Below are 18,653 nucleotides of genomic sequence, written 5' to 3'. Positions count from 1 at the left end.
TCACCCGGCGCACCGCGCCCGGACATGGCAACGGGAACCGGCCGCCCAAGGAAGCCCAAAGGAATGGTGGAACGGCCGGTCCCCGCCCGCCGGCGCGGGCGTGGCCGACCGTGGCCGTCCCAGTCTTACCAGAAGTCGAAGCGCTGGAGGCCCGCGCTGTTAGCATCGGTCGTTATGGAGCTGCGCCAGCTTGAGTACTTCGTGGCGGTGACGGAGGAGGCCAGTTTCACCCGGGCCGCCGCCCGGCTGCACGTGGCCCAGCCCGGCGTCAGCGCGCAGATCCGGCAGCTCGAACGCGAGCTCGGCCAGCCCCTGCTCGACCGCTCCGGGCGGACCGTCCGGCTCACCGAGGTCGGCGCCGCCGTCCTGCCCTACGCGCGGGCGGCGCTCGCGGCCGTCCAGGGCGCGCGGCTCACCGTGGACGAGCTGACGGGGCTGCTGCGCGGGCGCGTCACGATCGGCACCATCGACTGGAGCCGCGCCCTGGACCTGCCCGGCATCCTGGCCGGGTTCCACCGCGACCACCCCAACGTGGAGATCACCGTCACCCAGGACGACTCCGCGTCCCTGGCGGCGTCGCTGCGCGCCGGCGCCATCGACCTCGCGTTCCTCAGCCTCGGCGGCGCCGAGCCCGAGGGGCTCGACACGCAGGTCGTCGTCGAGCACCCCCTGCACGCCGCCGTCGGACTGGACCACGAGCTGGCCGGGCGCCCGGCCGTCGCCCTCGCGTCGCTCGGCGGCCGCGACCTGATCAGCCTGCCGAGGGGCACCGGCCTGCGCACCGTCCTGGACGAGGCGTGCGCCGCCGCCGGCGTCCGCCCGCGCATCGCCTTCGAGGCGGGCGACCCGACCGTGCTGGCGCAGCTCGCCGCGCTCGGCCTCGGCGTGGCGATCCTGCCGGAGTCGGCGGCCGAGCCCTACGCGGACCGGCTGCACACGATGCCGGTCGTCCGGCCGAAGCTGTACGGCCGCATCGCGCTCGCCTGGCGCGCGGAAGGCCCCCGCAACCCGGCGGCGCGCGCGCTCATCACCCGCGCCCGCGACTGGCTACGGAACGCGCCGCCCGCCCCGGTTCCCTGAGGCGCGGCGCCCGGGTCCCCTGAGCGCGGCGCCCGGGTCCCGGCCGGTCGCCTCCGGCCGGGCCTGGGAGCTCACGCGTCCGACCTCGCAGGGTCAGACCGCCTCGCGCGACCTCACGACGCCGTACACGATGTCGGGCTTGTTGGAGATGATGCCGTCCACACCGAGCTTGACGGCCTTCTGCACGGAGGCCCGGTCGTTCAGCGTCCACGTGAGCACGTCCATGTGCGCCGCGTGGACCTTCTTCACATAGGACGCCGTCAGCCCCTTGTACGGCGGGTTGACCTGGTCTGCGTACTTGGCGACCTTGGGCAGGTCGGCGACCGCGGGAGTGCCGAGCACCGCGGTCGGCACCGCGGGCAGCAGCGCGTGGAACCGGTTGACCGACGTCCAGTCGAACGACTGCACGGCGAGCCGCCGCTCGTTCGGGTCGGCGCGCAGCCAGGACGGCGAGCGCTTCAGCTCGGCGGCGATCCGCCCCTCGATGCCGGGGTAGCTCGCCGGGTTCTTGATCTCCAGCAGCAGCCCGAGGCCGCTGCCGCGCATCGCGCTCAGCGTCTCGGCCAGCGTGGGCACGCGCTGGCCCTTGTACTTGGCGGAGTACCACGACCCCGCGTCGAGCTTCTTGACCTGGGCGAGCGTCAGGCTGGAGACCTTCCACGGCTTCTTGCCCGGGTAGACGGTCTCGACGTTGGTCGTCCTCGCCAGCGTGGAGTCGTGCAGGATGACGAGCTTGTGGTCCTTGGTCTCCTGCACGTCCAGCTCGAAAACGTCCGCGTGCTTGGTCTTCGCTAGGCGGAACGCGGCGAGCGTGTTCTCCGGCGCGTACGCCGACGCGCCGCGGTGCGCGACGGTGGCGACCTTGGCGTTCAGTGCGGCGGCGGCATGGGCAACGGTTCGGGGACGCGGTTCGGGAGCGCCGGGCGGCGACCAGACGACGGGGTGCGGGTCCGCGGCGGCGTCCGTCACGGATCCGGTGATCGTCGTCGTGGTCGCGACCGCGGCGAGCGCGAGACCGTACCGTCGTGGCATCTTCACCTCACGAGTGCTGGGCGGTGTCACTCCCACCATTGGTCGGTTCGATGACAGGGAAGTGACTAGCCGGTAGCAGGTTATGTACGCACAGTGACAATACGCACCCGTGATCGGCCGCGAAGGGAGAAACGCGGTATTGACGGCGGCTAGGTCGACTTTCCGGCGCCGCCGTCCGGTGGCGCGCACCCGCCCGGTGGACGCGCCGCCTTCGCGATCCGCGCCAGGATCAGCGCCCCCAGCAGCACCTTCCGCCCCAACCGGAACGCGGGATGGCGCGGCAACCTCCTACGCCGGACGGGCGGCACGTCCTGGCCCACCTCGGGCTCCGTCTGTTTGGCCGACTCCGCCTCCTCGGACGGCTTCGGAGCCACCAGACGCGTCGGACGGCTGCGCCCACGCAACGTCACCGACTTGCCGCGATCCCACGCGGCGGCCTCCGCCAGGTGGGCCGCGTCCAGGACGGCCGCGGACCCCAGCACCCGTCCGGGCGACAGCTTCGCCAGGTCACTGAGCCGCGCGGCCTCGTTCACCGGATCACCGACGACCGTGTACTCGAAACGCTCCTTCGCGCCGATGTACCCGGCGACGACCGGGCCCGCCGACACGCCGATCCCCGCGTCCAGCATCGGGACCTCCGCGCGCAGCCGCACCGCGAGCTCCCGCGCCGCGCCGAGCGCGCAGCCCGCCGCGTCGTCCAGCGCGGCCGGCGCACCGAAGATCGCGAGCGCCGCGTCCCCCTCGAACTTGTTGATCCAACCGCCGTGCCCGGCGACCACCGCCACCACGACGCCGAAGAACGTGTTGAGGAGCTCCACCACCTCGTCCGGGCTGCGCGTCTCCGCGAGCCGCGTGGACCCGGCGAGGTCGACGAACAGCACCGCCACCTCGCGCGTCTCACCGCCGAGCCTGATGTCGCCGCGCTCCAGCGCCAGCCCGGCGACCTCCTCCCCGACATGCCGTCCGAACAGATCGCGCAGCCGCTCGTGCTCCCGCAGGCCCGCGACCATGTGGTTGAACCCCGCCTGGAGCTGCCCGACCTCGCTCGCGTCGTACACGTCCACCTCGGCGAGCAGGTCGCCCCGCTCGACCCGCGCCATGCCCGTCCGCACCGACTTGATCGGATCGGCGATCGCCCGGGTCGCCATATAGGTGACATAGACGCCCACGACAAGCGCGGCTCCGCCCAACCCGAGGATCGTGACGGCGAGCTGGGTGGCGCCGATGTCCGGTGCGGCCAGCGCGGCCACGGCGACGCAGATCAGCCCGAACACGGGGATCGCCGTCCCGAGCGCCCACGCCAGCATGACCCGCGTCGTGACCCCCGGCAGCCGGAACCGGCGCGGCCGCTCCGCCGCCAGCACCAGCGCCGCCGCCGGCCGCAGCAGCCGCTCCGACAGCAGGTAGACGATCGTGCACGTGGTCGCCGCGCCGAGCAGGCACGTCAGCCCCGTCTTCACCGCGAGCCGTCCGGTGAACAGCACGAGGTCCAGCGCGGCCCATCCGACCGCGCCGAACCCCCACAGGGCGCCCACGAGCAGCGTCAACGTCAGCGGCCCGAGGAGCACAGCACGCCCCTGCCGCCGGTCGGGCACCCCGCCCTCCCGGACGAGACTGATCACCGGCCGCCACAGCCACAGCCCCGCCACCAGCGCCACCGGCCCGGCGACCACCGGATAGCTGAAGAACGCGACCGCGTTGACGAAATGCACGTGATCCCGGTCCCGCAACGGCGGATCGGGCACCACGAACGTCGCGAACAGCAGCACCACCAGCGCGCCGACCGCGTTCGCCACCCCGACCACGACCAGCAGCACCCAGCGGACCCGGACCTCCAGCATCGTGCGCGGCACGCCGGGCAGGAGGTTCCGGGTCACAGGCACCTCCAGGGTCGCGACCACCATCATCGCACCCTGTGGCGCCGGGCACTCAGGCGTTCGCGCTCTCCCCGGCCGGCACCGCCCGCGCGTCCGCGCTCTCACGCGACCGCCGCCGCACGACCGGCCAGCCCGCCACCAGCAGAACCAGCCACCCTGTCATGACGTACAGCGCGATCCGCGTGTCCGCCTCCCACGCGATGGTCACCGTGACGAACACGAAGAACGCCAGCACCAGCCAGTTCGTATACGGCGCCCACGGCATCCGGTAGGACGCCCGCGGCAGCGCCCCCGCCGCCGCCTTCCGCCGGTACACCATGTGCGCGACCAGGATGACCGTCCACACCAGGATGGCCCCGCCCGTCGACACCGACGTGATGTACTCGAACGCCTTGTCCGGCACCACCGCGTTGACCACCACGCCGATCCCCATGACCAGCGCCGAGATCACCACGGTCAGCACCGGGACACCGCGCCCGTTCAACCCGGCCAGCGCCCTCGGCCCGTCCCCGTTCACCCCGGCCGTCCGCAGCATCCGGGACGTCGAGTACAGCCCGCCCGCGTTGCACGACGACAGCGCCGCCGTCAGCACCACGACGTTGACGATGTCGCCCCCGCCCGGGATGCCGATCTCGTCGAAGGCCAGCACGAACGGGCTCGCGCCGCCCTTGAACGCCGTCCACGGCACCACGGACAGGATCACCAGCAGCGACCCCAGGTAGAACAGCGCGAACCGCAGTGGCAGCGCGTTGATCGCCCGCGGGATGTTCTTCTCCGGATCCTTCGCCTCGCTCGCCGTCACACCGACCAGCTCGACGCCCAGGTAGGCGAACATGACCATCTGCAGCGTCATCAGCGCCGGGCTGACCCCCTCAGGGAAGAACCCGCCATGCGACCACAGGTTCGACACCGCAGCGGTGTCGCCCGCGTCGCTGAACCCGAAGACCAGCACCCCGATCCCCACCAGGATCATCATCACGATCGCCGCGACCTTGATCATCGCGAACCAGAACTCCAGCTCGCCGAACAGCTTCACCGAGATCAGGTTCACCGCGAACAGGACCACCAGCGCCACCAGCGCCGTCTGCCACTGCTCGACCCCCGGCCACCACTTCTGCACGTACTTCCCGGCCGCGGTCAGCTCCGCCATGCCCGTCGTGACCCAGATGATCCAGTACGTCCACGTCGTCGCGTAGCCCCAGAACGGCCCGAGGAACTCCCGCGCGTACCCGGCGAACCCCCCTTCCGCCCGCCGGTACATGAGCAGCTCACCGAGCGCCCGCACCACGAAGAACACCATCAGCCCCGCGACCGCGTACGCCAGGATCAGGCTGGGCCCGGCCTTGGCGATGTTCTCCCCGGCCCCGAGGAACAACCCCGTACCGATCGTCCCGCCGATCGCCAGCATCTGGATCTGCCGGGTACCGAGCCCTCGCTGATACCCCTCCGCCTCCGCGCCCTGCTCCGGGAGCTTCGCGACCATGCGTTTCCGGCCTTTCACCTCTCGGCCGTCCCCCGAGGACGGCCCCGACCCCACCACATTAGGAACCCCGGCCACATGAGGCACAAAAACGGTCACCAACGGGCGACTTCCGGCGCCCCTCCGTCACCGCCCATCCTCCCCGTCCCCCCTGCCGCCAACCCCGCTTAACGAGTTGGCGCCGTCCACAGCCATCGCGTATGCTCTCGGACGTCGCCAAGAACCGGGCCGCCCGCCCGGGACGAGACACCCCTCCGAAGCCACTAAGCTCGGAGACGCAAGGTCCTGTGGAGCAGTTAGGAGTGCTCGCCACCCTGTCAAGGTGGAGGCCGCGGGTTCAAATCCCGTCAGGACCGCCAGACGCGCCGACGCGCGTCCTGGGCAGGTAGCTCAGTCGGTACGAGCGTCCGCCTGAAAAGCGGAAGGTCGGCGGTTCGACCCCGCCCCTGCCCACCTTGGTTCTCTGACCAGCGAAAACACCGGTAACGGATTGATCACTTCCGGTGTACACCGCTCGAACAGAGGAAAACTCTCACTCCAATGGGTACCGCGCGTACGCGGCGTCCGAAGGACCTCCGAGCAGGCGCCTTCCAACCCGCGATCAACTCGTTCACCCTGCATCTCAACGCCGAGGGGAAGTCCCCGAAGACCGTCCGCACCTACGCCGAAGCGGCGCAGTGGTTCGCGGCCGGACATCTTCGACGCAACACCACTCACACCGACTGGGACGACGTCACCGCCGACGACGTCCGCGCCTGGACGGTCTGGCTCCTCAACACCTACTCCGACAGCTACGCAAACAACCAATACCGGGCACTGCAGCAGTTCTTCAAGTGGTGGCCCACCGACGAAGAACTGCCCAACCCGATGGCGAAGCTCCGCCCACCCGCCGTCGGCGAAAAGGTCGTCCCCGTCTTCACCGACGACGAACTCGCCAAGCTCCTTAAGCACTGCGAAGGGAAAGCCTTCACCCAACGCCGCGATTTCGCCATCCTGGCGCTGTTCAAGGCGACCGGCCTGCGACTGTCCGAACTCGCCGGCATCACCTACGACGCCGACGACCCCGACCGCAGCGACCTGGACCTGATGCGCCGCGAACTCCTCGTCACAGGTAAGGGCAACAAGCAGCGCATCGTCCGCTTCGGGCACCCGTCCGCCCGAGCCATCGACCGCTACATCCGGGTCCGCGCCAAGCACACCCATGCCTCCAGCCGGCATCTTTGGCTGGGCACCAACAATCGTCCACCTATGACGGCCAACGGCATCTACCAGATGGGCGTCCGCCGCGGCGAGGAATGCGGCGTCGCCGTCCACCCGCACAAGTTCCGCCACCACTTCTCCCACACTTGGCTCGACAAGGGCGGCGCCGAAGGCGACCTCATGGAACTCAACGGCTGGTCATCACCCCAGATGCTCCGCCGCTACGGCCGCAGCGCCGCCAGCACCCGAGCCCGCCGCACCTATGACCGCATCATGGAGGACTGACCATCGGACGAAGCCCCGGCGCATCCCGCGCCGGGGCTTCGCTATAGGTCAGCCCTTCTTCCTCACCTGCGCCGACCGCTTGGCCAGCCGCAGCATGTAGGCCCGCTTGGCCAACTCGGCCCGCCGCCGTCGCTCCTCCACCGGAAGCACGCCTTCCGGGTCAACCTCTCGCTCGAACCGCGCCAGGAAGGCGTCCCGTCCCGGCTTCGTGCGCTGCTTCCGGTCCCCGGTCTTGCTCCAGGACACGAGCACAGCGATCCGCTTGTCGATCCCCGCCACAGTTCCCCTGTTCGACGTCGGATACTCAGATCGTTGCCCTCTCTGCCGAGTATCGTCTTCCTTCGCCAGCCAAGTGACATCTTTGTGCCGTTTCGAGCTAGTCTGACGATTATGTCGTCACTTTTAGGCGACCCTTTCGACGATGCATTGCACAGCAGCAATAGTCAACTGCTGTAGCGGCAAGGCGTGTCGCAGCGCCACGAATTGGCACCTATACGACATGCCTTCTATCGCGCCGTCTGCCTTGGCTTGGCGGGGGCACCCAGCAGACCCCTTCACACCTGGGATCGCGCTCGATCCCCACCTCGCAGCACTGGACCGCGCTCGGTCCAACTCCAGAAGTGAACGATATGCATTTCTTGCCCCGCGGCTCCGAGCCGCGGACGGACCCACAGCCGACATTCGAGTTGGGCCCTTGAGTTCAGCAGCGGGAACGCACGCTGATGTTGGTCGACGCTGGGCCGCCAAGGATTGCGGTCACCTCGTCGAGTTGGTCGTTCGGGAAGTGAATCTGAGCCCAAGCGGAGAGTTGGACGTCGGTATCACCCGCGAGCAGGTACACGTAGTTCTCCCAGGCGTCCGGGCGGGTCCAGCGATTGAAGCGCTCGCGGAAGCGGGGATGTTCGGCGAGGCGTGCGAGCATGATTCGTGTGTCTTCGACGGGCATCTTCAGCCACGCTTGGCCTCGGTAGTACTGACCGAAGCGCTCGCGCCCTGCTTCGTTCCCGGTAAAGGCCGAAGATTCGCCGAGGTCCTGGCAGCAACCCGCCGTACGCAGCCCCATCGCCCAGAGCGCCTGGACGAGCGGAACCATCTTCAGGTCGACGTCTGCAAAGCCTCCCTCGGGAAGAGCCAGACGAGCAGCCGGGTGAACGTTGGTCACTGCGTCAGGCATTGCGCTGCCTCCTTCAGGTGCCTCGCGACCGTCCGCTGAGTCGCCGCGTCGTTCGCGGGATCGGGCATCCAGCGGACGCATTGCTGGAGGTACCACTCGCAGATCCAGACGCGGTGCCAGCCGCCGGCCCACTCCTCAGCGGGCAGTCCCCCGCGCTCCGACGCAGCGTGCTCGTTCCCACCCGCCGCGATGTAGGCGCGGATCATCCGTGCCACGGCCTCAGTGTTGAGCGGCTTCGGGGTGTCCTCCCAGGACGCCAAGTCCAGCAGACCAGGCCCGTTGAAGGCTCTCGCCCAGTCGAGGATCTTCACGCCGGTTGCGCTGACGTGCAGTGAGGTGGGATGGAACTCGCTGTGGCACAGCCTGTACGGCGGGATATCCACACCCTGTGCACGACGTTCGCTGACTGCGTCGAGCCGCTCCAGGAGGTCCTCGATCTCGACGGTGTCCGTCCACCGTCCTTCCAAGCGCAGCGTTTCCAGCCAGCGCAGGGCACGGTGCGGTAGACCGGCCAGAGCGGCGGCGTCGAGTTCAGCAAGGCCACTCATGGGCGGACACTGGTGTACCTGGACGGCCATCTGCGCTCCGACACTCATTGGCGCGTCTTCGTCCGGCGCCGGCCCGAGGTCTTCGAGCAGCATGGCGAGATGCCCGTCAGCGGTATGAGTCGAGGCGAGCACCGCAGGCACAGGCACGCCGTGGACCTCCGCATACCGCAGCACCTCGGCCTCTTCGGTGAACGGCTCGCGCGCCGTCTTGCAGATGACCGAACTGCCGTCCGCAAGGTGGACCCGCTCCACGGCGGACATATCCCAGACATGCAATGGGTCCCGGCGAACCGGACGAGTCGGCAGACCCGCCGATGTGATCAGTGCGTGCAGGACCCCCGAGGGGGCGGACAGCGCGTCCGCCCCCTCGGGCCCGTAGTCGTCACCGGCCAAAGGACTCCACCCGCTCGATCCAGTCATCTCCGAACTGTGCCAGCTCCCGTTGGAACTCGGCGAGGTCCGCGCCGAACGGTACGACGCACCCGCCCCGCATGTCCTGCTGGGACTGGCACCCGTGGACGAGCTTGCCGCCCAGCGAGGCGTTGGCCTTGACCGCCTCGACGCGCCGGGCCTCGTCGAACCAGGTGCCGTGGTACAGCTCGTCGAGAAGTTGGGCGCCCTCCTGGTCCAGGTCGTAGACGACCTTGCAGGCGATGGGGAACATCCACGCCGGTCCGACGTTGGTGATCGTGCCGTCCTTCTCGACCCGGTTGAGGGCCATGAGCGTGCAGCACTCGCGCAGCATGCGCAGGTCCTCGCTGCGGACGCCGAGCGCCGCCAGGCCCCGGTCGTTCAGGTGCTCGTCGCGGAACTGCCAGGCGTTGACCTTCCACGCCACCTGGAGCACTTCGGCCGCGTCGTCGGTGAGCCTGCCGTGCGCCTTGACGTACTCCAGCGCGATCTGCTCGATGGTCGTGTCGTGCGTCTCGACCGCCGGGAGCAGCTCGGCCTCGACGCCGGCCCAGTCGCAGACGAGCCAGGTGGGGTTCTCGTACCGGAAGAAGTAGGTCGCCGGGTCGATGGTGAGGCGGGTGTCGTCCACGGTGATTCCGTCGATCTTGTTCCAGCCGGAGTGGAACGGCTCGGGCATCGTGACGTCGATGATCGGGACGGGTTGGGCCAGGATGGTGCTCACGACTTCTCCTTTGTGGCTAGTGGCACTGATGGCGAGCGAGGTCGGCCCGTGTCTGCTGGGAGCTTCTAGCAGTGCCCCGCCATCCGGGCCGCCGTTCGGCGGGGCACTGCTCCGCGTCAACACCGATGGGCGGACGCCCTGCGAGCGATGAACCACCTTCCTTCCTGCATGGCGAAGCCCAGGAGCGGCTGCAAAGCCGCGGGGGCTTGGTGATGAACCTCCGGGCGGAGTGCTTCCTCGGGGGCTGGGAGCTCCGCCCGGAGGAGATCGATTCGCCGGATGGTGGCGAGGCCGCGGGAGCCCCTAACCGCCGTCTGGAGGGTGTCGCCTCCGGCACCGCCGCTCGCCGTTGGGCAGTATCAGGAGGCGAGAGACTTGTTAGGGGTCACCCGGTGGGCTCTAGCATGGGGAGGGCCCTCTCCAGAAGACCTGCTGGAGTTGCTGCCTGGAGGTCATCATGAGGCGACCTCCAGCAGAGCCCATACGCGCTTCCAGCCGCATGTGTGGCTATAGCCCCATTTCGCAGACAATTGCGCCACGATGTTCAGCCCTCGCCCGCCTTCTTCGCCGATATCCGGCAGCCGCGGTCGCGGGATCTTGTCCGGCAGCTCGTCCCACACCTCAACGACGATTCGACCGCTGTCGGCGTAGAGCCTGAGCTTGATGCGGCTGGTTGTCAGGAAATCGCGCGCCAGGAAGATAAGCCGCTTCTCGGTCTCCACGATCGCATTGGTGACCAACTCGCTGACGATGACGCACGCGTCATCAACGAGACCCGCGTGTCCCAGATCGCACAAAGCCCTGGTGACAGCCTGCCTGGCTCGACTGCCCTCAGAGCGGTCCACGGTGAGGGCCAGCTCCAGGTAAGGCGGTCTGATCGCTGTCACGGTTGTCATCGCCTGTCCTCGTCACGCGTCGTTGCGTATTGGGTGTCCGGTTTGGTCGCGTGACAGCAAGAAACCACTGCACAAGGCTCACTTGCTAGGGAAGACTGTTTGACGTGGGCGGTCGCCGACGGACGTGAGCGGATGTCGCCCAGGTGAGGCGTTCGGGCAGAGTCAAACCGATGCGCGAGGATGAAGGTCAAATGGAACTGGCCGACAAGATCCGGTTGATCTCGGAACGGAAGATTTGGTCTCAGAACCACCTCGCAAAAGAGATGCGAGATCTCGCCTCACCCAAAGAACGCGCCCAACTTCCGGGCCTCGACTCGATGGCCCGCCGGATCCGCGCCCACCAGCGCGGCGAACCGGTCGGCCCCGTCTACGCCGAGCTGTACCGACGCCTCTTCGCTCGCCACGCCGACCTGTTCACCCCCACGACCGTCTCCATGTCTGAAGATCATGTTGACCCACTCGTACTCGCCTGGACAGTAGGAAGGCTCAACCAGCGCGTGGACCGCAGAACCCTGCTTCAGCTCGCCGCAGTCACCGCGGCAGGCACCTCCGCACTCGAACCAGCCGAGCGCCTACTGAGAGCGCTCACCGGCCAGAAGCGTCCCGATGACGAGACCGTCGAGCACCTCGAAGGCCGCACCAGAGGTCTTCACCGCCTCGAGGAACACTGGCCAGCACGCAAGCTCTACCCCGCTCTCCTGACCCACATCAGCGAGATCGGCTCACTCCTCGAGACCACCCGGTCCGACGACCTGCGCCACCGTCTCGCCGTCACCGCCGGCGAATCAGCAGTACTCGCAGCCTGGTTCGCGTGGGAACTCGGCGACCGTCAGCACGCCGAACGACAAGCCCGCCTCGCCGGAGTTGCCGCCAAACAGACCGACGACGTCGCAACCGCCGCCTGCATGAGCGGCTACCAGACCTACATGACCGGCGGAAACCACAGCGCAGCCGTCACACTCGCCACCAACGCCCTCCAACGCCTGGGCGACGCCGACCCCGCCACCCGTGCCTGGCTCCTCGGCCGCAAAGCCGAGGAATCGGCCCTCCTCGGCGATCACCAAACGGCCCTCGAAGCCATCCGCGAAGCCGAAGACGTCTACGCCACCGCCGACATCAACGCCCGCCCCTGGACCTGCTTTGTCGACCCGACCCGCTTCGCCTCTATGACGCTCTCGGTCTACTCGCGCATCGCGCAAGAAGACCGCGCCATGGGAGCAAGCCGTCAGGTCGCCGCTTCCGTCGGCCCGTCCACAGAGATCAAGAAGCTGTGCGTCGTCCAGGCCGACATGGCCTTGGCGCACTACCGCCTCGGAGACGTCACCGAGGCCGTCCGCTACGCCCGCTCATCTCTCGAAGCGACTACGGCCATGGCGGCCCCGCTCGGCTGGGACCGCCTCGACCAGGTCGTGGGCGAGCTCGCCGACTCCCGCGTCCCAGCAGCCGGCCAGTTCCGTACCGAGTACGCGGCTACCCGTCCGAAGACGGCGCCGCCGTCTCTTCTTTGATCCACGTCAGGTAGTCCCCGAGCCCCCCAACGATCGCCACCGCCACGATCTCCGGAGTCTCGTAGGAGTGCGCAGCCTTCACGCTGGCCACCAACGCGTCGAGCCGCTCCTCGGTCGTCTTCATCACGACCGAGTACTCCTCATCCCTCTCTAGCTTCCCCTTCCACCAGTACGCCGACGTCACCGGCCCACTGATCTGCGCACACGCCGCCAGCCGCCCCTCGACCGCCGCCTGCACGACCTTCTCCGCTTCCTCGCGACTGCCCGTCGTCACATGCACTTCAAGGTTCTGCGCCATACCCGGACCCTAACCATCCACCCCTACCATCACACCGCCTACTGCACATCCGGCCGCCTGTCCGCCACAGCCACGCCTCGAACCATCTCGCCGCTGCCCTGCAGTTCACAGGCACGCGGTCAAACCGCACGACGCAACAAGATGACCAGTCGCTCGTCCGAGGCGAGCACCAAAGCCCGGCCTCACTCAAGACACCACTACTGCCGCCAGCAGCCACCAAGGCGTGCCCCTGCCATCCATCAGGACCCGACCTTCAAGAGCCCGCGGCAAGCACACCTACACCTTTGGCTAATGAGACTCGAGCAAGCCGCCACGCGGCTAAGTGGCATATCGAGCGCAACTTGAAATTGCAAATTTAACCAATGGACAATCACATAACACTGCAGTTCCACTTCCTTGGTTAATGAGCGATTGTTGTGACTACTCAGTCCAGAGAAGATGATTGCATGCAGACATCGATGCGGCTGGCAACTCTGATCACCCAAGCGGGGACAGAACGGAAGTTCGCCAGCAAAAGAACTATTCTTCGACAGGGTGACGAACCCACTCACGTCGTACTCCTGCGCTACGGCCAGGTCAAGGTAAAGATCATCCGCCCTGAGGGGGCAGTTCTTCTAGCAGCAGTGAGAAGGCCTGTCGAAACCCTCGGCGCACTGGGCGTCATAACCGGAGCACTGCGCACGGCCACCGTCATCACGATGTCCCCATGCACGGCCACGGTGCTCAGCGCCGCCCGGTTCCGCGAGCTCCTGACCAAGAACCGGCTAGAGGCCGAGGTGTACCAGCAGACAACGTCCCGGTTCATCGAGGCGGAGCAGTGGCGGATCGAACAGGCGACTCTCCCCGCCCGAGCACAGCTCATCCATGCGCTGCTGCGGCTGTCGTTTGCCGGGCCCAGTGGTCGGTCAACCCTCGATCTCACCCAGCTCGAACTCAGCCAGTCGATCGGCCGGGACCTCAGTGTCATCTCCGCCGCACTGCGTGAACTGCGCGAGAGCGGGTTGATCACGACCGCGCACGGACTTGTAACGATCAGGGACGCGGCGTCGCTCCGCAAGCTCGTGCAGTGAAATTGGCGCGGTACCGGATTTCCGGTACCGCGCCTTCCTCACCCATCCCACAGTGGAACCGTTCGCTTCCGACCTCACAGGAGGTAGCAATGGAGTCCTACTGTGCCTTCGTCACCTATGACACCGAGCGATTTAGCGGCCACCCCGCGGCCCAGCTCCCCACCCTTCAGCGGACCCTGCACCAGGCGGTCGAAACTGCGTTCGCGCTTTCCGGCCTCACCAGCCTCTGGGCATCGGCGGCAAGGGAGGAAAGTGGTGATGGCGCCCTCGTGGTCATGTCCCACGAAGCGCTCCCCCGGCTCATCGACACTTTCCCGGCCCAGCTCCAGCGGATCCTCCACGACCTGGATCCGGATCTGCGAGCCCAGCGCGCCCAAATCCGGATCAGGGTGGCCATCGACGCGGGGCTGGTGGACGACGTCCACGCCACCTCCGCACCTAAGATCAACGTCAGTCGTCTGGTGGAGAGTGCCGCTCTTCGTGAGGCGCTGGCCCGAAGCCATCCGGATGTTACGTTCCTCGCGCTCCTGCTATCGGCTGAGGTCTTCACACACTATGTCGCCGGCGGTCGAACGAGGCTCCACTCAGCCCAGTTCACCCCCTGCCACGTCCGTGTGAAGACCTTCGAGCACACGGGCTATCTCCACGTGCCGGTTCCATCGCTGGCGAATACCGAGCATTGCGGCCGTGCCGGAATCTGACGGCCCAGGCCTGCAAGTTCCCATTCACTGCTGGCTCGCCCAGCCGTATCCGCCCGAGGTTCGATATGCACGAATGTCCGCAAGGTCCATCCATGGCCGTCGTACACGGCCACGGTTCCGCGGCCGACCACCGCGATGAACGAAGTCCCGAAGCCGTTCTCGTCATGCCGGGGCGCATGCGCGAGGCCCGCAGGAAGGCTAGGCGCGGCCTTGTCGTCCTCACGGGCGCCCACGGCATTCAGACCATGGCCGAACATCTGCTGGCAGAGACCTGCACGCCGGGCAGCACACCGATCCAGCTCCCCGACAGGTTCGACGTTCAGGGCTGGTTCCCTGACCATGACGGCAGCTATCTCCTGCGGGAAACGACCGCTCGACTCCTGGAGTTTCCGGCGTCGCTCTCGAGCCTGGCCGCTCGACTGCGAGAGGCTCAAGCCACCCTGGTGATCGTTGTTCCTTCCGGAGTACGGCTCACAGATCGAGCGACGACAGCGGCTGCCGATTATCTGGTCCAGTGCCTGTCGCCGGACTCGAGGCAGGTCTTCAGTATGAGGATCGAGACTGGGGCCAACGATCCTCGAGCCCTCCCGAGTAGCCTCCCGGACGGATTCCTCGCCCATTTCCTGCCTCCATGGTCTTCTCCGCAGGACGCCGTGGACGTCGCCGAGGCGCTCATACTCCACGAGAGTCCGACAGGCCTGACGAGGAAGGAAGCGCACAACGTCCGCGCGCACCTCGATCACCAGGCAGACCTGGAGATCAGCGAGTTCCTCCGGCATGTGAAAGACCTGGACGTCATGGACGTCCTGCTTTCGGCGGCCACATTCCGCGGGCGCCCCCTTCGGATCGTCCTCGAAGAGGCCGAGCGTTTGGCCTCGCTGTACGAAGTGTCCGGTGACAGGTGTTTCGACGGGGCACGCGCACTGACTGTAGCGGCGCAACTCGAAGGAATCCGGGTGGAGCCAGCGCATCACCGTCGATCGCGGATCGTCTTCTCGCGTGCCGGCTGGGCGGACGCGCTTCTGCGGTACGCCTGGTGCAGTCGCCCGGCGATGCTCCTCCCGCGATGGCTGGCCGGCGTTCCTGAATCAACGCTGGTCGAGCAGGCCGGTTGGGCGCTGGCACTCTCGGTCCCCATGCGTTCGCGTCCACTTCGTCTCAGCGAGGTCCAGGGCTGTGCGCTGCGGAAGGAGCCCTTGGCCATACAGGTCGCGGCGGCGGCACTTCGCGCGCTCATGAACGGAAGCTCTCATTCGGACGAGGCAGCCAAAATCATCGCTGGCTGGACCTGCGGCGACAGCGAACATCTCCACCACCTCGCGGCCCTGACCTGTGGCTCAGGTTCGGCGACCGCGCCGTTTAGACCTGCACTGACAATCATCCGTCGACTGGCCCGCCGCCTCGAGACCGACTACCACCCGCTAACGGACGGCGCCGCTCGCGAGGCCCTCCTCGCACACTTTCGCAGCGGAGACCGACGCATGTTCCTGAGCGAGCTGGTCGCGTGGACTTCGCATGGCGAAGCGGAGGCCGTCTACGCCACCAGGCTGTTCTCCGACCTTCTGAAAGTCGATCTCCGCTGGTTCCACGACTGCGTTCGACCCCGAAGCGAATGGGCGTCCACGGTCGTGCTCATCCAGCGCACGATCCGCCTCCATGGACCCAGCGGAAGGCTTCTGGACGCCTTGACGATCTGGCAACGTCTCGCCTCCCGGCACCCGGCCGACACCGAGAGCTTCGGTGATCTTCTGAAGGCAGTAAGCGCCGATGGAAACCCCCAGATCCGCCGATTCCTCCGTGACCTCCACCGCAGAAGCTGAGGAGAACCCATGTCCACTTCGTCCCACCACGTCCTATCACGCAAGCTCGAAGAGCACGTTGCCCCGGACCACCATCCCGGTCTCCAGGTCATCACCGATTCGGGACCTCTTCTGCTTACCGCGCACGAAGCGCGGAACGCGACCCGCGCGCACGACGGTGACATCGCCTTGCGCGCCGCCGTCTGGCAGGCCGCAGTCCGGGATGCCAGGAACGAGTACGCGAACGACCGCACGCGCCTGTTCGCGCTTTGGCTCGCCGACCCATGGCTGCGCAGGACCTTGACTCTGGTCCACGCCCTACTCGGCGTCACCCACGAGGACTTCGAAGCCGAATTCACTGCAGCATTCCTCGAAGCGCTGTCCGTGATCGATGAGGAGCTGCCCGACCTCGGTGACCGACTACTCAAGGCTGCCTCCGCTCCCGTCTGGCGCGCTGCCCGACGGCTGTCGAAGCGGATCGAGTTCCCCAGCGATCCGCTCCTCATCAACGACCTAGACGTTCCTTCAACCGACCTGTGGGAATTGGAGATCCAACCACCCATCGACGGAGACCATCTTTCCGCTCCACTTCGGATCGTGGGTCCGGCAACTGCGATCGAAGGCGCGCGGATCGGCGCGCTCGCCAGGCGCATCGGTCTGTCGGACTTCGTCCACAGAGCACGCAGACCCGCGGAAGGCGTGCGAGTGGGCACCCTGCGACTTCGCCCGGCCGGAGCCGCCCGATGATCAGCTCGCCACTGACGTTCCCCGAACTCTTCCGGCTGCCGCTGGTCCTCGACCTGCGGACCGCCGCCCAGGCCTTCGGCTTCTGCCAGGCCACCGCCTACCGGCTTATCCAGGACGAGAAGTTCCCCTGCCCGGTGCTCCGCGTCGGCCGCCACTACCGGGTCCCGACCGCCGGCGTCCTCAAAGCCCTGGGCATCGGAGAAATGCCCGTCTATACCGACGACATCACCCGAGGCATCGAATACACAGAGGAAAGGATCACGGACTGATGACCGTTACCACCCCGCCCTGCACCGGCGAGCCCGACGACGTACCCAGCCAGCCTTGGACCTGCTTTGCCATCGGCCCCCTCGGCGACGCACTGGCCGAACTCGGAACTCCGGACCGCGACATCTACGAAAGCAGTCTCTACGTCTACGCGAACATCACCCAGGCTGCCTGCCAGCCCTTCGGTATAACTCCATTCAGGGCCGACGATCTGCCCGGAACCGGAGAGATCTTCGATCAGATCTGCCAGCAGGTGAAGGATGCCGACCTGGTCATCGCCGACCTCAGCGGTCTCAACCCCAACGTGGTTTTCGAACTAGCGTTGCGGCAGGGCACCGGCAAGCCCACGATCCAACTGTCGGACGGCGGCGAACTGCCCTACTACCTCTCGAAGGTGCGGACGATCCGCTTCCAGCGCACCCCGAACGGCATGGTCCAGGCCCGCCAAGAACTTCAGCGAACCCTTGAGGCTGGCCTACGCGAAGGATTCGGCCTCCTCACCCCGGCTCGGATCCTCAACGGCGTCATCGTCGCAAAGCCAGGCGATCCGCCCGACAGTCCCGATGATGAGGACCGTCTCGGGCTCTTCGATGCCATGGTCCGTATCGAAGAGGAACTCGAGGCGATCCCCGAGGACACTGCAGAGATGGAGGCCGCGTTCGAAGCGTTCGGTTCCGTCAACGAGGCTTTCGGAGCGGACTTCGCCCGGATGGGGGATGGAGGCTCGGTCAAGGCTGGCAGGGCGGTGACCGTCCGCTATGCCGCCGCAATCAGCGGGCCGGCAGACTCCCTGGACGGGGCCGCGTCTCGCTTCCTCGAGCGGGTGCGAAGTCTGGACACAGGAATCCGGGGACTCCTGGACTTCGTAAGCTCTACTCCTCGCGCCGAGTGGCCGGACGAGTTCGAGAGCCTCCTGCGCCAGATCGCCTCCCTCGCCGTGACCTACGATGAACCACTTCCCGAACTCGGGGAGTTCGTCGCCTTCTTGAACTGGGCGGGAAACATCTCAACGGCAGTTCGCAAGCCGTTCAAGCGGATGTCCGACGCGATCACCAGGGTCGAGAAGGCGTTCCCCTTCCTCCAGGAGTGGGCCAAGCTCGCCCAGAACTTCTTGGATAGACCCGATTCGGATGAAGCGTCACCATGGACTCGTGTGGGGTCGAGCACGTCCGACATCGTCTGACCTCGGTGGACCGGGCAGCCGTGGGGTAGCTACTGCGAACCTCTGGGCCCCGACCGAGAGTCCTGGATAGTCGCCCAATGACGCAGCGTGATAGGTTGGCGGGGAACGCAATCCGCTTATTGGATTTTCGCTCGTGAGCGACCTGGGTTTTCGCAGGTCAGTACAGCGCTTGGACGCTGAGACCTGAAAAGCGGAAGGTCGGCGGTTCGACCCCGCCCCTGCCCACCTCAAAACCAGCCAGAAGGCCCGGAACTACACACGGTTCCGGGTCTTCTGATGGCAACCCTGACGGCAACGTCCTCAGCCGATGCCTCCCCCAGTTTCCGCAGCGCCGCGCGCTTGTCGTCGAGGGACGTGTGCGCGTAGATCGTCA

18 protein-coding genes and 2 tRNA genes are annotated in these 18,653 nt (G+C 67.1%); 11 read left to right on the top strand and 9 right to left on the bottom strand.

Annotation, left to right across the window (positions count from 1 at the left end; all coding sequences use genetic code 11):
- Window positions 1–174 precede the first annotated feature (174 nt).
- Complete coding sequence (locus E1300_RS10655; RefSeq protein ID WP_131756725.1) at window positions 175–1,080, top strand: LysR family transcriptional regulator; 906 nt, start codon at window positions 175–177, stop codon at window positions 1,078–1,080.
- A 93-nt stretch (window positions 1,081–1,173) separates the two neighbouring features.
- Here E1300_RS10655 and E1300_RS10650 read toward each other — a convergent pair whose 3' ends face one another.
- From E1300_RS10650 to E1300_RS10640, 3 genes are all read right to left on the bottom strand, one after another.
- Entirely contained in the window at window positions 1,174–2,112 is a 939-nt protein-coding gene (locus tag E1300_RS10650; protein WP_165502783.1) for a glycerophosphodiester phosphodiesterase, read from the bottom strand.
- A 149-nt stretch (window positions 2,113–2,261) separates the two neighbouring features.
- On the bottom strand, window positions 2,262–3,989 hold the full coding sequence (locus E1300_RS10645; RefSeq protein WP_242619063.1) for an adenylate/guanylate cyclase domain-containing protein: 1,728 nt from the start codon (window positions 3,987–3,989) through the stop codon (window positions 2,262–2,264).
- A 52-nt stretch (window positions 3,990–4,041) separates the two neighbouring features.
- Window positions 4,042–5,472: an amino acid permease gene (locus E1300_RS10640; protein WP_131756722.1), complete on the bottom strand. Its 1,431-nt coding sequence runs from the start codon at window positions 5,470–5,472 to the stop codon at window positions 4,042–4,044.
- 278 nt (window positions 5,473–5,750) lie between these two features.
- Here E1300_RS10640 and E1300_RS10635 point away from each other — a divergent pair.
- The 3 genes from E1300_RS10635 to E1300_RS10625 all read left to right on the top strand — a co-directional run bounded on the left by E1300_RS10635 (window position 5,751) and on the right by E1300_RS10625 (window position 6,954).
- Window positions 5,751–5,828, top strand: a tRNA-Asp gene (locus tag E1300_RS10635).
- 20 nt (window positions 5,829–5,848) lie between these two features.
- Window positions 5,849–5,922, top strand: a tRNA-Phe gene (locus E1300_RS10630).
- A gap of 87 nt (window positions 5,923–6,009) precedes the next feature.
- A complete protein-coding gene (locus E1300_RS10625; protein WP_131756721.1) occupies window positions 6,010–6,954 on the top strand; it encodes a tyrosine-type recombinase/integrase in 945 nt (314 codons plus the stop codon).
- A 48-nt stretch (window positions 6,955–7,002) separates the two neighbouring features.
- On the opposite strand, the gene E1300_RS10620 is transcribed toward E1300_RS10625, so the two are convergent.
- The 5 genes from E1300_RS10620 to E1300_RS10600 all read right to left on the bottom strand — a co-directional run bounded on the left by E1300_RS10620 (window position 7,003) and on the right by E1300_RS10600 (window position 10,707).
- Window positions 7,003–7,233 carry a hypothetical protein gene (locus E1300_RS10620; protein WP_131756720.1) on the bottom strand — a complete coding sequence of 77 codons (231 nt, stop codon included), beginning with the start codon at window positions 7,231–7,233 and terminating at the stop codon, window positions 7,003–7,005.
- A gap of 421 nt (window positions 7,234–7,654) precedes the next feature.
- Window positions 7,655–8,128 carry a hypothetical protein gene (locus E1300_RS10615; protein WP_131756719.1) on the bottom strand — a complete coding sequence of 158 codons (474 nt, stop codon included), beginning with the start codon at window positions 8,126–8,128 and terminating at the stop codon, window positions 7,655–7,657.
- The gene (locus E1300_RS10610; protein ID WP_207399629.1) at window positions 8,113–9,069 is read right to left on the bottom strand and encodes an aminoglycoside phosphotransferase/kinase family protein; all 957 of its coding nucleotides are present in this window, start codon (window positions 9,067–9,069) and stop codon (window positions 8,113–8,115) included. Before E1300_RS10610 ends, E1300_RS10615 begins: the two co-directional genes overlap by 16 nt.
- Window positions 9,059–9,811, bottom strand: a complete 753-nt coding sequence (locus E1300_RS10605; protein ID WP_207399628.1) for a hypothetical protein — start codon at window positions 9,809–9,811, stop codon at window positions 9,059–9,061. The genes E1300_RS10610 and E1300_RS10605 overlap by 11 nt, the downstream gene beginning before the upstream one ends.
- A 455-nt stretch (window positions 9,812–10,266) precedes the next feature.
- Window positions 10,267–10,707, bottom strand: coding sequence for an ATP-binding protein (locus E1300_RS10600; protein WP_131756717.1), 441 nt, complete (start codon window positions 10,705–10,707; stop codon window positions 10,267–10,269).
- Window positions 10,708–10,877: 170 nt separating this feature from the next.
- Between E1300_RS10600 and E1300_RS10595 the strand changes: the two genes are divergently transcribed.
- Window positions 10,878–12,215 carry an NsdA family TPR-like regulatory protein gene (locus tag E1300_RS10595; RefSeq protein ID WP_131756716.1) on the top strand — a complete coding sequence of 446 codons (1,338 nt, stop codon included), beginning with the start codon at window positions 10,878–10,880 and terminating at the stop codon, window positions 12,213–12,215.
- Here E1300_RS10595 and cutA read toward each other — a convergent pair.
- Complete coding sequence (gene cutA, locus E1300_RS10590; protein ID WP_131756715.1) at window positions 12,178–12,513, bottom strand: divalent-cation tolerance protein CutA; 336 nt, start codon at window positions 12,511–12,513, stop codon at window positions 12,178–12,180. The two genes, E1300_RS10595 and cutA, sit on opposite strands and share 38 nt — an antisense overlap.
- Before the next feature lie 446 nt (window positions 12,514–12,959).
- Here cutA and E1300_RS10585 point away from each other — a divergent pair, with 446 nt between their 5' ends.
- The 6 genes from E1300_RS10585 (at window position 12,960) to E1300_RS10560 (ending at window position 18,280) form a co-directional block, all read left to right on the top strand.
- Window positions 12,960–13,583, top strand: coding sequence for a Crp/Fnr family transcriptional regulator (locus tag E1300_RS10585; RefSeq protein WP_131756714.1), 624 nt, complete (start codon window positions 12,960–12,962; stop codon window positions 13,581–13,583).
- 89 nt (window positions 13,584–13,672) lie between these two features.
- Window positions 13,673–14,284 carry a hypothetical protein gene (locus E1300_RS10580; protein ID WP_131756713.1) on the top strand — a complete coding sequence of 204 codons (612 nt, stop codon included), beginning with the start codon at window positions 13,673–13,675 and terminating at the stop codon, window positions 14,282–14,284.
- 92 nt (window positions 14,285–14,376) lie between these two features.
- A complete protein-coding gene (locus E1300_RS10575) occupies window positions 14,377–16,104 on the top strand; it encodes a hypothetical protein (RefSeq protein WP_131756712.1) in 1,728 nt (575 codons plus the stop codon).
- A 9-nt stretch (window positions 16,105–16,113) separates the two neighbouring features.
- On the top strand, window positions 16,114–16,830 hold the full coding sequence (locus E1300_RS10570; protein ID WP_131756711.1) for a hypothetical protein: 717 nt from the start codon (window positions 16,114–16,116) through the stop codon (window positions 16,828–16,830).
- Window positions 16,827–17,099, top strand: a complete 273-nt coding sequence (locus E1300_RS10565; RefSeq protein ID WP_131756710.1) for a helix-turn-helix transcriptional regulator — start codon at window positions 16,827–16,829, stop codon at window positions 17,097–17,099. The genes E1300_RS10570 and E1300_RS10565 overlap by 4 nt, the downstream gene beginning before the upstream one ends.
- The gene (locus tag E1300_RS10560) at window positions 17,099–18,280 is read left to right on the top strand and encodes a hypothetical protein (RefSeq protein WP_131756709.1); all 1,182 of its coding nucleotides are present in this window, start codon (window positions 17,099–17,101) and stop codon (window positions 18,278–18,280) included. Before E1300_RS10565 ends, E1300_RS10560 begins: the two co-directional genes overlap by 1 nt.
- The last annotated feature ends 373 nt before the right edge of the window (window positions 18,281–18,653 follow it).

Source organism: Actinomadura fibrosa (genome assembly GCF_900659615.1).
Taxonomy (GTDB): Bacteria; Actinomycetota; Actinomycetes; order Streptosporangiales; family Streptosporangiaceae; genus Spirillospora; species Spirillospora fibrosa.
This window is presented reverse-complemented; position numbering and strand designations above follow the sequence as displayed.